The sequence below is a fragment of the Hymenobacter sp. BT18 genome, assembly GCF_012273015.1.
GTDB classification, from domain to species: Bacteria; Bacteroidota; Bacteroidia; order Cytophagales; family Hymenobacteraceae; genus Hymenobacter; species Hymenobacter lutimineralis.
This window is the reverse complement of the sequence record NZ_CP050954.1, coordinates 2,367,856-2,381,279: the sequence shown is the minus strand read 5'-3', so window position 1 is coordinate 2,381,279 and position 13,424 is coordinate 2,367,856. Positions and strand designations below refer to the sequence as shown.

Here is a 13,424-nt window from a genome sequence, read left to right as displayed (position 1 = left end):
GTCAAGGGTCAGCTACACGGCCCGGTTTACGCGCTCTGCCATGAAAAAGGCACTACTTCTTTGCTGCAGCTTCCTGCTATGGGCTGCGCAACTCTTGGCTGCTCCGGCCAACGTTAACTTTATTTCCGAGCGAGGCATCCCGTTCAAGCTGATTTTCGACGGCCGCATGCTGACCCGCCGCGTAGCCCGCGAGGTGTACCTCGACCGGGTGCGGCCCGGCACCCACTGGGCAGAGTTTCGGATTCCGGCCGGCCGGGGCTACGTAAACTACCGCACCAAAGTATTCCTGGATGCCGGCTACGAGACGAACTACGTGCTGGTAACCCGGCAGGGTTACGCCCCGGTGCTGCGCAAAGCCTCTGCGGTGCCGATGCGGGGGGAGTGGCGCCGCAACCCCCGTTACGACGACTACCCCGGCCCCTACGGCAACCCCGACCCGCGCTACGACGACCGGGACGATGACCGCAACGGCCGCTACGACAACCGCGACCAGGACCGCGAGGGCAACTATGGCAACCGCGACCAAGACCGCCCGGACCGCGACGGGCGCTACGACGACCGGCGGGATGACCGGGAAGATGACCGCCGCCCCGACTACTATAACGGGCAGTACCGCTCCCTGATGAGTTCCGCCGATGTGGACGCGCTGCTTCGGGTGCTGGATAAAAAGCCCTTCAATAGTGAAAAGCTGCCCATTGCCAAAGAAGCCCTGGCGCAGTCGGCTATTCGTACGGAAGAGCTCAAGCGCCTGCTTAAAGGCTTCGACTTTGAAAGCCAGCGCCTGGAAATGGCCAAGTACTCGTACGAGCACGTGGCCGACCCCCAGAACTTCTACCAAGTGTACGAGCTGTTCAACTTCGACTCCAACGTAAAGGAACTGCAGCAGTACAGCGCCCAAAGCCGCCCCGCCGACGACTACCGCAACAACTATCCCGTTGTGCTGAAGTCTCAGGAAGTAGAAGCCCTAGTGCGGGCGGCCGAGCGCAAGGCATTTGATAAAGACAAGCTAGTCATATTGCAGGATGGTGTGTCCCGCGCGGCCCTGCGCACCGAGGACCTCAAGCGTCTGCTGCGCGTCTTCAGCTTTGAAGACCAGCGGGTAGCGCTGGCCAAGTATGCCTACGGCCGCCTCATCGACCCCCAGAACTTCTACCAGGTATACGAGCTGTTCAGCTTCAACTCGAATGTGAAGGAACTCCAGGAATACGTAAGCCAGCAGCCCCGCCGGTAGTGGGCTACAAACCCCAAAAAAGAAAGGCCCCCTTGAACAAGGGGGCCTTTCTTTTCTGTTTGGCTACGGTGTTAGCGAAGCCGGTCCATGCTGCGCACGAGCTTCTCGTCGCGACGGATAAAACGGTTAGCCAGTACGTTGAGCAACAGCGCCAGCGTGGGCAGGTAAAAGCCGGCTTCGAAGGTGCCGGGTACTTTGATGTTCAGGAGCCGCTCACCAATACTGGAATAGTAAAAACCTGCCCCGATGGTGCTCATGATGAGCAACAGGTTGAAAACACCGATCTGGTGCTGACGAATCCGGTTGCGGAACTGAAAAATCTCGAACACGGCCACGGCCGCCGCCGCTACCGCCAGCGCCGCAATGGGCCAGGTATTGGTGGTCGGGCCCTGACCTTTGGTAAACGCGAGCTTGGTGGCGGTAAGCACAACTTCCTGATTGGAAAGCGGATCAGTTTTCGACCAGATCGGCAGGAATACCACACTTAACATGGCCAATGCCAGGAGCAGAAGGAATACGCTTTGAATTCTTTGTATCATCTTTGTGGGTTGATTGATTCAACGAAGCCCTGGCCATGCCAGGGCCGGCAAAAGTAGCCAACAACCACCGGAAAAACCGCATTTTACTTCCATGCCCCAAGCCTATATCGTGGACGCCGTCCGCACGCCCATCGGCAAATTCGGCGGCGCGCTCAGCAGCGTACGTCCCGACGACATGGCCGCGCACGTGCTGCGCGAGCTACTCCGCCGCAACCCCTCCGTGGATAAAGCGGCTATTGAAGACGTCATCATGGGTGCCGCCAACCAGGCTGGCGAAGACAACCGCAACGTGGCCCGGATGGCGGCGCTGCTGGCCGGCTTGCCCCTATCAGTAGGCGGCAACACTGTAAACCGCCTCTGCGCCTCCGGCCTGCAAAGCATCATCGACGCTGCCCGGGCTATCAAAGCCGGGGAGGGCGACGTGTACCTGGCCGGCGGGGCCGAGAGCATGACGCGCGCTCCTTTCGTGGTGGCCAAGTCTTCCACGGCCTTTGCCCGCGACTTCACCGCCCACGACACTACCCTGGGCTGGCGCTTTGTGAACCCCAAGCTGGCCAAAATGCATCACCCGTTTGCTATGGGTGAAACGGCGGAGAACGTGGCCAAGCGCTACGGCATTACCCGGGAGGAGCAGGACCAGTTTGCCTTCGACTCGCAGCTAAAGTACCAGCGCGCCAACGAGAAAGGCCGGTTCCGTCGCGAAATTGTGCCCGTGTTCATTCAGCAGCCTAAGGGCGATGCGGCCCTGTTCGATACCGATGAGCAGCCGCGCCTGTCGTCGCTGGAAAAACTGGCCACCATCAAGCCCGCCTTTCAGCCCGTGGACGGCACCGTAACGGCCGGTAACTCGGCGGGCATCAACGACGGTGCGGCCGCCGTGATGCTCGTCAACGACGAGGCCCTGGAGCGGTTCAAGCTAAAGCCTCTGGCCCGCGTGGTGGCCTCGGCCGTGGCCGGCGTCGACCCCGCCTACATGGGCATCGGGCCGGTACCCGCCATCCGCAAAGTGCTGCAGCGCGCCGGCCTCACCCTCGACGACATCGACCTGATTGAGCTGAACGAAGCATTTGCCGCCCAGAGCCTAGCCTGCATCCGCGACCTGGGCCTCGACACCACTAAGCTGAACGTGAACGGGGGCTCTATTGCCATTGGGCACCCGCTGGGCTGCTCCGGCGCCCGCATCACGGCTACCCTGGTGCACGAAATGCAGCGCCGCGAAGGGGCCCGCTACGGCCTGGCCGCTATGTGCGTGGGCGTAGGTCAGGGTGCCGCCGTCATCTACGAGAAGGTATAAGGCGGTAGCCGGATATCAGTTAGCGGGAGGGTAGCAGGGTTTTCAGACTCGGCTACCCTCTTTCTGTCCGACTTTAGCCATAGAGCCTTCAACTCTTACCCATTTATTCGTGCGCTACTTTCTTCACCTGGCTTACGACGGTACCCAGTACCACGGCTGGCAGATTCAGCCCAATACCGTAACGGTGCAGCAGGAGCTGGATCGGCGCCTTTCGCAGGTGCTGCGCCAGCCGGTGTACTGCCTGGGCAGCGGCCGCACCGACTCGGGTGTGCACGCCAGCCACCAGGTAGCGCACTTCGACGCCGAGGTGCCCGAAAGCCTCGACCTGCCTACGCTTCTCTACCGCCTCAACCGGGCCCTGCCTCAGGATATCCGGGCGCTGGCCGTGCACCCAGTGCCCGCCGCAGCCCACGCCCGCTTCGATGCCACCGCCCGCACCTACCAGTACCATGTGCGCCTCGTGCCCGACCCATTCGCCCCGGCCCACACCCTGTACCTGGACCGCGCCCCCGACGTGGAGGCCATGAACGAAGCCGCTGCCTTTCTCGTGGGTGAGCATGACTTCACCAGCTTCTCGAAGGTGAAAGGCAGCGAAAAGCACTACCGCTGCCACTGCTACGAGGCGGGTTGGCACCGCGTACCGGGCGGACTGGTGTTCCAGATCCGGGCCAACCGTTTTGTGCGGGGCATGGTGCGGCTGGTGGTGGGTACCCTGCTGGATGTAGGCCGGGGTAAGCTCACGCCGGCCCAGTATGGCGACGTGCTGCGCAGCTTGCAGCGCGTGCACGCGAGCGGCGCGGCAGCGGCCCAGGGCTTGTTCCTGTGCCGCGTAGAGTACCCCGCCGAGCTGGTCGCCAACGTGACCCTGCCCGTGGGTTTGCCGTACTTTGCCAGTACGTAACAGGCGTATGGCACTAGGGCGAGCAAAGCAATAGGGCTTCTCGCTTGTTACCTGTTACCTCACTACCTAGCACTATATGGAGCAAGCCACTACCGCCACCAAAACCGGTAACATCTTCGACTGGCAGGTGCTGCGCCGGCTGATGACGTACGTGCGGCCCTACCAGCGCATTTTCTACTTCCTGATTTTTCTGACCATTGCTACCGCCGCCCTAGGCACGCTGCGCCCCTTCCTCATTCAGCGAATGGTGGACGTGAGCATCGAGCAGGGCGACATGGTGGGCGTGAACAAGATGTTCGGGCTGCTGATTGTGCTGCTGGTGGCCCACACCCTGGTCAGCTACCTGCAAACGTACTTTGGCGGCTGGCTAGGCCAGTACATCGTGCGCGACATTCGGGTGGACCTTTACCGCCACATTCTGGACCTGCGTCTGAAGTTCTTTGACCGCACGCCCATCGGCCAGCTCGTGACGCGCAATATCTCCGACGTGGAAACGCTGTCCGACGTGTTCAGTGAAGGGCTGGCGGCCATGATTGGCGACATCCTGCAGTTGGTGTTCATCATGGCCTTCATGTTCTACATCGACTGGCGCCTGACGCTGGTGAGCCTCTCCGTTATTCCGCCGCTGCTGTTCAGCACCTACGTGTTCAAGGAGAAGGTCAAGAAGTCGTTTCAGGAAGTGCGCACGGCCGTAGCCAGCCTCAACTCCTTTGTGCAGGAGCATCTGACTGGCATGAACGTGGTGCAGATCTTCAACAACGAGCAGCGCGAATTCCGCAAGTTCGAGAAAATCAACCGTGAGCATACCCGCGCCAACATCCGCTCGGTACTGTATTACAGCATCTACTTTCCGGTGGCCGAGGTGCTGGCGGCAGTAGGGGTGGGGCTGTTGGTGTGGTACGCGGCCCAGGGCCAGATTGAGGGCACCATTTCCAAGGGCGCACTTATTGCCTTCATCATGTATAACGCGCTGTTTTTCCGCCCCATCCGCCAGATTGCCGACCGGTTCAATACCCTGCAGCTGGGCCTGGTAAGCACGGAGCGCCTGCTCAAGCTCTTGGACAGCAAGGAGCTGATTGCCGATAACGGCACCTACACCCCTGCTACCCTGCGCGGCGACGTGGAGTTTGACCACGTGTGGTTTGCCTACAACGAGGAAGAATGGGTGTTGCGCGACATCAACTTCCAAGCCCAGGCTGGCCAGACGGTGGCCTTCGTGGGGGCCACGGGCGCCGGCAAAACCAGCATCATCAACCTGCTCAGCCGCTTCTACGAAATCAACCGGGGCACCATCCGCATCGATGGGCACGACCTGCGCGAGTATGACCTCAAGCACCTGCGCCGCCACATCGGCGTGGTGCTCCAGGACGTGTTTCTGTTTGCCGGCACCATTCGGGACAACATCACCCTGGGCAACGCCGACATCACCGATGAGCAGATCTGGCAAGCCGCCGACCTGGTAGGTGCTCGGCGCTTTATCGAGCGGCTGCCCGGCGACCTGGGCTACCAGGTGATGGAGCGCGGCGCCACATTGTCCGTGGGCCAGCGCCAGCTTATTAGCTTCGTGCGGGCCATGGTGTATCAGCCCCGCATCATCATTCTGGATGAGGCCACCTCCTCGGTTGACTCCGAGACGGAGGAGCTGATTCAGCAAGCCATTGAAAAGCTGATGCAGGGCCGCACTTCCCTCGTTATTGCCCACCGTCTGAGCACTATCCAGAAAGCCGACCGCATCATCGTGCTCGACCGAGGCGAAATCAAGGAGAGCGGCACTCACGAGGAACTGCTGCGCCTGGGCGGCTACTACACCCAGCTCTACCAGATGCAGTACAAAGATGCATTGGCTTAATCACCCTTAACTTTTCCGGATGAACCGTTGGTTTCTGTTGCTTTCCCTGGCTGTAATAGCTACTGTAGCGGGCATTTATGCCTACTTGGGTGGGTTCACCACTGCTGAAGTGGAGCTGCTCACGACCAAGGAGCCTATCTTTCTGGCGGGCCGCTATTTCCAGGGCCGCGCCGATAGCAAAGACTTCGGTCCGCTGTTCCGGCAGGCTCACCAGCTCCAGGAAAGCGGCCAGCTGCGCGGCGACCTGGGTAACGTGTATTATAACGACCCTGAAGCGGCCGGTGATACGGTAAAAGCCTTTGTGGGCCTTATCGTGGCGGATACCACTTCACAAACCCTACCTACTGGCTACCGCTACAGCACCTTCAGTGGAGGCCAGCGCGTGGTGCGGGCGCGGGTCCAGGCCAGCTATATGGTAGCCCCCGACAAGCTGTACTCCGGCATCAAGCACTTCGCCGAGCAGGAGAAGATCAAGCTGGGCAAGGTATACGTGGAGCGTTTCCCAGCGCAGGGGCCGGTAGAAGTGCTGGCGCTGGTAAAATAGCCCGGCAACAGGCCGCCGAAGGGTTGGCCAAAATCGCCCTGCCCTGTTTTATCTGCCCTGAGCTGGCCGTAGTAATGGAGGAGTTAGCAAGGCCAAGGCCGGCTCTCTGGCGGTGCCGAGCCCAAGCAATAAACGAAAAAGGCCCACTGAACTTGGGTCAGTGGGCCTTTTTGCAAGAGAGCAGCAGTGTCGGGGTGGCAGGATTCGAACCTACGGCCTCGTCGTCCCGAACGACGCGCGCTACCGGGCTGCGCTACACCCCGCTGATGAATCAACGGGCTGTTACTCTCTTCTTCTGCCGAAAAAAGCCTCCGGGTGGGGTTCCCAGAGGCTTTTCGAACAGTAATTCTTCGGTCGGAGTGGCAGGATTCGAACCTACGACCTCCAGCACCCCATGCTGGCGCGATACCAGGCTACGCTACACCCCGAGGAATTGAGTTGCAAATGTAAGCGGCTTTGTAGGAGAAACCCAACTTTCGGGAGTATAAAATTTCAAAAAAGGGCGGTAAGCAGCGTCTGACGGCTGAAAATCAGGGAAATGGTTTAAAGAAAAAAAGTATTTCCTGGCCTGGTTTATGCAGAGTGGATGCATAAAATCGTAATTTTACTTCTGCTGTTTATCGGCTCACTACGAACACCTATGAAATCTTTCTCCTCGTTTCTGGCCGCATTAACATTGGTGCTGGGCGTGCACGTAGCCAGTGCGCAAACCAAGCCCGCGCCTAAACCAGCAGCCAAGCCCACGGCAAAAGCTGCGGCGGCCAAGCCCGTAGCTAAACCTGCCGCAACGGTGGCCAAACCCGCGGCTGCTCCGGCCAAGCCGCTGGCAGCCGGCGCCAAAGCAGCCCCAGCTACCTCATCTGCGGCAGCCCCGGCCCCGGCCGTCCTGATCAGCGACAAGCTGGCGCCGGCGGCCCCCAACAGCACCACGCTGAAGGTGCGCCTGGAAAACAATCCCATTACTAAACGCATGCAGGTGCGCACCAATGCCACCGGTCCCACCCGTGTGGAGGTAAACGACGAAGCCGGCCGCCCCGTGGTAACTAGTGACCTGGTTTCGGGCGATGATGTAGCCACGATTGATGTAAGCAACCTGCCAGCTGGCTACTACATTGTGAAGTGCACCTCCGGCGAGCGTACCGGTATGAAGCGCGTCATGCTGGGCAAGTAGGCCCTACGCTGTAACCCATAAAAAAAGCCCGCCAACTGTAGTTGGCGGGCTTTTTTTATGGGTTGTTATTTTTGAGGTATGATGGCAGAGCAGAATTTTTCCTACTGGGAGCGGCAAACCTTCCTGGGCTACTATGATGTGGTAATTGTCGGTGGGGGTATTGTGGGTTTGTCGGCGGCCATCTACACCCGACAGCTGCGGCCCACAGCTCGGGTGTGCGTGCTAGAGCGCGACTTGCTGCCTAATGGGGCCAGCACCAAAAACGCGGGCTTTGCCTGTTTCGGCAGTATCTCAGAGCTGCTGGCCCAGGAGCAAAAAAGCGGCACCGCCGCACTGCTGCGCGTAGTGCAGGCCCGCTGGGACGGGCTAGCGCGGCTGCGCGGCCTGTTGGGCGACGAGGTTAGCGGGTATGAAGGGGTGGGGGGCTTTGAGCTGTTTCGGCCGGAAGATCGGGCAATGGCTGAGCGCAGCCGGGCCCATATCGACTATTACAATCAGCTTTTGGCGCCTATCATCGGGGCCGAACGGATTTTCCGGGATGCAACCAGCCAGATAAGCACTATGGGCCTGGCGGGCGTGGAAGCTATGCTGGAAAACGCCGCCGAGGGCAGCCTGCATACGGGCCGCATGATGGAAGCACTGCTGCGCCGGGCCTGGCAGGCCGGCGTAACGGTGCTGCACGGCTGCCCGGTAGAGGCCATAGACGGTGCCGATGCCGAGGTGCGCGTGCAAACCACCGCCGGTCCAATTGGTGCCGGGCAGGTGCTGCTGGCCACCAACGCCTTCACCCAACAGTTTTTTCCGACGCTGGATGTGGTGCCGGGACGTGGGCAGGTGCTTGTAACGGAGCCTATTGCCAACCTGCGCCTGCGGGGTACCTTTCACTACGACGAAGGCTACTATTATTTCCGCCACGTGGGCAACCGGGTGCTGCTGGGTGGCGGCCGTAACCTGGATTTCGCCACGGAAACTACCACCCAACCAGGCCTCACCTCGCGGGTGCAGGAGCAGTTGGAGCACTTGCTCACTACCGTCATCCTGCCTGGTCAGCGCCTCCGAATCGACTACCGCTGGAGTGGGGTTATGGCTTTTGGCGAAGAGCTGGAGCCCATTATCGAGGAAGTAGAGCCGCGCATTTTCGTGGCTGCGCGCTGCAATGGTATGGGCGTGGCCATGGGCACCGGCAGCGGCTACTGCGCTGCGAGATTAATGTGCTAATGTGGGTGAATGTGTAGGCATGTGCTGCGCTTCGCTAATGCGGAGAATGTGCTGATGGGCCAATGAAAGAACGACCATTAGCACATCAGCACATGCCTACACATTAGCACATTAAAGAGACGTTTCTTCGCTTTGCAGCTGACGCTCGTAGAGGGCGCGGTAGAGGCCTTGCTCATCCTGCATGAGCACCTCGTGGGTACCGTGCTGCACAATCTGGCCGTCGTCGAGCACCAGGATTTCGTCGGCCAGCTTCACGGAGCTCACGCGGTGGGAGATGATAAGGCTGGTGCGGTTGTGCATGATGCGCTGCAGGCTGGCCAGAATGGCGTTTTCGGTGTTCGTATCTACCGCCGATAGCGAATCGTCCAGAATCAGGATTTTGGGTTCCTTCACCAGGGCACGGGCAATGCTTACGCGCTGCTTCTGGCCCCCGGAAAGCGTAATGCCCCGCTCGCCCACTTTCGTGTCGTAGCCCTCGGGGAAGCGCAGGATGTTTTCGTGCACGTTGGCGTCCTTGGCGGCCTGTAGCATCCGGGCTTCGTTGGGCTGGTCGAGGCCGAAGTTGATGTTGTTGCGGATGGAGTCGGAAAACAGGAACACGTCCTGGGGCACGTAGCCGATCTGTTCCCGTAGGGAAGTCAGGGCAAAGTCGCGTACGTCGGCTTCATCAATCCGAATGCTGCCCTCCGTCACGTCGAACAGGCGGCAGAGCAGCACGGCAATAGTGCTTTTGCCCGAGCCGGTGTTGCCGATGACGGCCAGCGTCTGGCCCGGCCGGATGCGGAACGACACGTCCTTCAGGGCTTGAATACCGGTGTCGGGATACGTAAAGGAAACGTGGTCGAACACGATGTCGCCCTGGATTTCCTGGGCCAGGTTCTGGCGCGAGACGATGTCCGTCTGCTGGTGCAGGAACTCGTTGATGCGGGCCTGGGAAGCCTCAGCGCGTTGCACCAACGACGAGGTCCAGCCCAAGGCCGTGACGGGCCAGGTGAGCAGGTTCACGTAAATCAGGAACTCGGCAATGCTGCCCGTGGTGATGGTGCCCCGAATAACTTCCTGGCCGCCCACCCACACCGTGATGATGGTGCTCAGGCCCACCAGAAACAGGATCAGCGGAAAAAACAAGGAGTTCACGAAGTTCAAACTCAGAGACTTCTGCTTATAGTCTTCAGACGCCACCGCAAACTGCCGGTGCGAGTCCTCCTCCCGCACAAACGACTTCAGCACCCGAATACCCGAAAAGGCTTCCTGCACGAACGTCGTCATGCTAGCCAGGGAGCGTTGAATTTCGTCGGACTTCTTCTCAATCAGGTTGTTGACGTAGAAAATGCTGACACTCAGGACCGGCAGCGGTAGCAGCGTGTAGAGCGTCAGCTTCACGTTCACCATCAGCATGAGCGGCACAATGAGCACGAACAGCACCACCAGCTGCAGAAAATACATGATGGCCGGCCCGATGTACATGCGCACCCGGCCCACGTCCTCGGAAATGCGCGACATCAAATCTCCGGTGCTGTGGCGGCGGTAGAAAGCCAGTGGCAGGCTTTGGTAGTGCTGGTAGATTTCGTTTTTCTGGTCGTTTTCAATGAGCCGGCTCATCACGATAAGCGTCTGGCGCATGAAAAACAGGAAGATGCCGCGCAGCAGTGCCATCAACACAATGAGCAGGCCATAGAGCAGCACGTTGCGCCCAAACAGCTCATACACGAAGCTTTGGGCCTGGGTGCCGGCATACAAGTGGTACAGGTCGATGCCCTCACCTACGAGGTCGAAGGCGTAGCGCACAATCTGAGCCGGGAAAATGGCCAGCAAGGTGCTCAGCGCCACGAACAGCACCCCGCCCAGGAAATGCCACTTATAGCGAAACAGGTATTTGTTGGTAGAAGCTAAAGCGCGCACAGTTGAGGAAGGTAAAGACAGGAAACCGCCGCAAAGCGTAACGGTTTGATGACGGCCGGCAATGACCGGGACCGGAAAATGGGTTACTTTTGCACCCGAATTGGGACAGGGCCCAAACCAGCGCCAAAAGGGCGGACCGAAGCCGGGGAAAGACGTTCGTCACCCCGCCGTTTTCCGTACTACTGCTTTGGATGGTGCAACGTTTCGGCCCCGCCACTCGCCCGTTATGCGGGCGGCGTCCCAAAGATAGTATCACCGCCTCCCACTACCCCACATTTCCCACCCACCCTTTTATTTCTTCCCACCCAATGGTAGAAGTACAAACCCTGACCGATACGTCGGTCTTCGGCCAGATTGCCGAGCATCAGCATGAGCAAGTCGTTTTCTGCCACGACCAGGAAACGGGCCTGCGCGCCATCATTGGCATCCACAACACCGTGCTGGGCCCGGCCCTGGGCGGCACGCGCATGTGGCACTACGCCTCCGACGCCGAAGCCCTGAACGACGTGCTGCGCCTCTCGCGCGGCATGACCTACAAAGCCGCCATTTCGGGTCTGAACCTGGGCGGTGGCAAGGCCGTCATCATCGGCGACGCCAAAACCATGAAGACTGAGGCCCTGCTGCGCAAGTTCGGCCGCTTCGTGAAAAACCTGAACGGCAAGTACATCACCGCCGAAGATGTGAACATGACCACCAAGGACATGGAGTACATCCGGATGGAAACCAAGCACGTAGCTGGCCTGCCCGAGAGCATGGGCGGCAGCGGCGACCCGTCGCCGGTAACGGCCTACGGCACCTATATGGGGATGAAGGCTGCTGCCAAGAAAATGTACGGCTCCGACTCCTTGGCGGGCAAGCGCATTGCCGTGCAGGGCGTGGGCCACGTGGGCACCTACCTGCTCGAATACCTGCAGAAAGAAGGCGCCAAGCTGGTGCTGACGGACTACTACGAAGACCGCGCCCTGGAGGCCGCCGCCCGCTTTGGCGCCAAAGCCGTGAGCCTCGACGAAATCTACGACCAGGACGTGGACATCTACTCGCCCTGCGCCCTGGGGGCCACCATCAACGACGACACGATTGACCGGCTGAAGTGCCGCATTGTGGCGGGTTGCGCCAACAACCAGCTGAAGGATGAGGAAGTACACGGCCCCGGCCTAGTAGAGCGCGGCATCCTGTACGCCCCCGACTTCCTCATCAATGCCGGTGGCCTGATCAACGTGTACTCCGAGGTGGTAGGCGGCAGCCGCCAGTCGGCCCTTACCCAAACCGAAAAAATCTACGACTTCACCCTGCAGGTATTCCAGCGCGCCGAGCAGGAGCAGAGTCACCCCCAACATGCTGCCATCCGGCAGGCTGAGGAACGCATTGCGGCCCTCGGCAAAGTCAAATCAACCTATTAAAAAAGGGACTTAGGGTCTTGGGGTCTTGGGGGCTTGGATTTTGTGGTGCGGCAAATGCACCGGACAATTCCAACGGCAATCAAGACCCTAAGTCCCCAAGACCCTAAGCCCCCAACAACCCATGCTCAACCGTCGCACGCTCCGCATCAAGGTCATGCAGGCCCTGTACGCCTACCATCAGGCCGAAGGCTCGGATATGCTTTTAGCTATTGACCGCTTCGCGGATGACTTTGCGCCCGATTTGAACTCCCCCGAACCGCAGGACCGCCGCGTACTGCAGGGCCAGCGCAAAATGGCCGAGGTGATGTTTAAGGAGTGGTACAAGAACGGCGAGGAGCCCGAAGCCACGGACGATAAGGACGTGAACAATGCGGTGCGGGAGGCCATCAGCTTCTACCAGAAAAACAAAGCCAAGGACGCTGGTTTCTACGGGGGCCAGCTGGTGCACGCGGCCGAGAGCATCCACGATCAGTACATTCACCTGCTGAATCTGCCTTCGGCTTTGCTGCAGGTGTTTGAAGAAGAGAAAAGCCGGGAGTCGCGGCGCTACACGGCTCCCAAGGAAGCCCGCCTCGATACCACGCGTCTGGAGGAAAACCCCGTGTTCCAGAAGCTGGCCGACAACAAGCAGCTGCAGGACCTGACCATCCGCCGCCGCATGGACTGGAGCGGAGCGGAAGAAATGGAGGCCCTGCGCGAAGCCTGGCGCAATGAAATCCGCAACGACACTGAAGTACAGAGCTACTTGGCTGCCCCGGCCGGCGACTACGCCGCCGACCAGGAAATACTAAAGTACTTCTTCAAGGAGTACGTGTTTAAGGGCACGGCCCTGCCGGCTTTCCTGGAAGAAGATGACCTGAACTGGGAGGAAAATCGGCCCATCGTGAAAAGCCTGGTGCTGAAGACGGTGAAGATGCTGGACGAAGCCGCCACCGAGGAGCTGGAGCTCATGTCTTTGTCGGCCAACTGGCAGGATGACAAGGAGTTTGCCGAAAGTCTTTACAAACAGACGCTGGACGACGACGCCAAGTACGAGAAGCTCATTGCCGAGTCGGCGCAGAACTGGGACGTGGAGCGCGTGGCCCTGACGGATAAGATTATCCTGAAAATGGCGTTGTGCGAAATGCACCTCTTCCGGGCTATTCCCGTGAAAGTGACCATCAACGAATACATCGAAATCAGTAAGCTCTACAGCACGCCCAAAAGCAAGCAGTTCATCAACGGCATTCTGGACAAGCTGGCGCAGGAGCTAACGGCCAGCGGAGCCATCCGCAAATCGGGCCGCGGCCTACTGGATAATCAGTAGCGGACTAGGGCGAGTATGGTTCATGTTCTATATTCACCCCCGATACTTTCCCGGGCCGGTACCCAAACG

Annotated in this window: 11 protein-coding genes and 2 tRNA genes; 9 read left to right on the top strand and 4 right to left on the bottom strand. The window is 59.7% G+C overall.

Translation table 11 applies throughout. From position 1 onward, the window contains the following. The first annotated feature begins 40 nt into the window (after window positions 1–40). Window positions 41–1,231: a DUF4476 domain-containing protein gene (locus HER32_RS10000; RefSeq protein ID WP_168681770.1), complete on the top strand. Its 1,191-nt coding sequence runs from the start codon at window positions 41–43 to the stop codon at window positions 1,229–1,231. A gap of 71 nt (window positions 1,232–1,302) precedes the next feature. Here the strand turns inward: HER32_RS10000 and HER32_RS09995 are convergent, their stop codons facing one another. Beyond that, window positions 1,303–1,770 (bottom strand): DUF4293 domain-containing protein, encoded by a 468-nt coding sequence (locus HER32_RS09995; protein ID WP_168681769.1) that lies wholly within the window; start codon window positions 1,768–1,770, stop codon window positions 1,303–1,305. A gap of 91 nt (window positions 1,771–1,861) precedes the next feature. Here HER32_RS09995 and HER32_RS09990 point away from each other — a divergent pair, with 91 nt between their 5' ends. From HER32_RS09990 to HER32_RS09975, 4 genes are all read left to right on the top strand, one after another. Next, on the top strand, window positions 1,862–3,064 hold the full coding sequence (locus HER32_RS09990; RefSeq protein WP_168681768.1) for a thiolase family protein: 1,203 nt from the start codon (window positions 1,862–1,864) through the stop codon (window positions 3,062–3,064). 109 nt (window positions 3,065–3,173) lie between these two features. Next, complete coding sequence (gene truA, locus HER32_RS09985; RefSeq protein ID WP_149070349.1) at window positions 3,174–3,965, top strand: tRNA pseudouridine(38-40) synthase TruA; 792 nt, start codon at window positions 3,174–3,176, stop codon at window positions 3,963–3,965. A gap of 76 nt (window positions 3,966–4,041) precedes the next feature. Then, the gene (locus HER32_RS09980) at window positions 4,042–5,814 is read left to right on the top strand and encodes an ABC transporter ATP-binding protein (protein WP_168681767.1); all 1,773 of its coding nucleotides are present in this window, start codon (window positions 4,042–4,044) and stop codon (window positions 5,812–5,814) included. Between the two features lie 19 nt (window positions 5,815–5,833). Then, window positions 5,834–6,358, top strand: coding sequence for a hypothetical protein (locus HER32_RS09975; RefSeq protein WP_149070351.1), 525 nt, complete (start codon window positions 5,834–5,836; stop codon window positions 6,356–6,358). Between the two features lie 189 nt (window positions 6,359–6,547). Here HER32_RS09975 and HER32_RS09970 read toward each other — a convergent pair. Continuing rightward, window positions 6,548–6,621: transfer RNA gene (locus HER32_RS09970), tRNA-Pro, on the bottom strand. Between the two features lie 91 nt (window positions 6,622–6,712). Continuing rightward, window positions 6,713–6,786 (bottom strand) — tRNA-Pro (locus HER32_RS09965). 212 nt (window positions 6,787–6,998) lie between these two features. On the opposite strand from HER32_RS09965, the gene HER32_RS09960 reads away from it, so the two are divergent. After that, on the top strand, window positions 6,999–7,529 hold the full coding sequence (locus tag HER32_RS09960) for a T9SS type A sorting domain-containing protein (RefSeq protein ID WP_168681766.1): 531 nt from the start codon (window positions 6,999–7,001) through the stop codon (window positions 7,527–7,529). Window positions 7,530–7,607: 78 nt separating this feature from the next. After that, a complete protein-coding gene (locus HER32_RS09955; RefSeq protein ID WP_168681765.1) occupies window positions 7,608–8,747 on the top strand; it encodes an NAD(P)/FAD-dependent oxidoreductase in 1,140 nt (379 codons plus the stop codon). A 111-nt stretch (window positions 8,748–8,858) separates the two neighbouring features. Here the strand turns inward: HER32_RS09955 and HER32_RS09950 are convergent, their stop codons facing one another. After that, window positions 8,859–10,649, bottom strand: a complete 1,791-nt coding sequence (locus HER32_RS09950) for an ABC transporter ATP-binding protein (protein ID WP_168681764.1) — start codon at window positions 10,647–10,649, stop codon at window positions 8,859–8,861. A 308-nt stretch (window positions 10,650–10,957) separates the two neighbouring features. Here HER32_RS09950 and HER32_RS09945 point away from each other — a divergent pair, with 308 nt between their 5' ends. Both HER32_RS09945 and nusB read left to right on the top strand, forming a co-directional pair. Then, window positions 10,958–12,049, top strand: a complete 1,092-nt coding sequence (locus HER32_RS09945; protein WP_149070355.1) for a Glu/Leu/Phe/Val dehydrogenase dimerization domain-containing protein — start codon at window positions 10,958–10,960, stop codon at window positions 12,047–12,049. A gap of 121 nt (window positions 12,050–12,170) precedes the next feature. After that, window positions 12,171–13,355, top strand: coding sequence for a transcription antitermination factor NusB (gene nusB, locus HER32_RS09940; protein ID WP_149070356.1), 1,185 nt, complete (start codon window positions 12,171–12,173; stop codon window positions 13,353–13,355). Window positions 13,356–13,424: the final 69 nt, after the last annotated feature.

Bases quoted from the DNA above. Each gene is read 5' to 3' on its own strand.
- HER32_RS10000 (WP_168681770.1), top strand. From the start codon at position 41: ATGAAAAAGGCACTACTTCTTTGCTGCAGCTTCCTGCTATGGGCTGCG.
- HER32_RS09995 (WP_168681769.1), bottom strand. From the start codon at position 1,770: ATGATACAAAGAATTCAAAGCGTATTCCTTCTGCTCCTGGCATTGGCC.
- HER32_RS09990 (WP_168681768.1), top strand. From the start codon at position 1,862: ATGCCCCAAGCCTATATCGTGGACGCCGTCCGCACGCCCATCGGCAAA.
- HER32_RS09980 (WP_168681767.1), top strand. From the start codon at position 4,042: ATGGAGCAAGCCACTACCGCCACCAAAACCGGTAACATCTTCGACTGG.
- HER32_RS09975 (WP_149070351.1), top strand. From the start codon at position 5,834: ATGAACCGTTGGTTTCTGTTGCTTTCCCTGGCTGTAATAGCTACTGTA.
- HER32_RS09960 (WP_168681766.1), top strand. From the start codon at position 6,999: ATGAAATCTTTCTCCTCGTTTCTGGCCGCATTAACATTGGTGCTGGGC.
- HER32_RS09955 (WP_168681765.1), top strand. From the start codon at position 7,608: ATGATGGCAGAGCAGAATTTTTCCTACTGGGAGCGGCAAACCTTCCTG.
- HER32_RS09945 (WP_149070355.1), top strand. From the start codon at position 10,958: ATGGTAGAAGTACAAACCCTGACCGATACGTCGGTCTTCGGCCAGATT.
- nusB (WP_149070356.1), top strand. From the start codon at position 12,171: ATGCTCAACCGTCGCACGCTCCGCATCAAGGTCATGCAGGCCCTGTAC.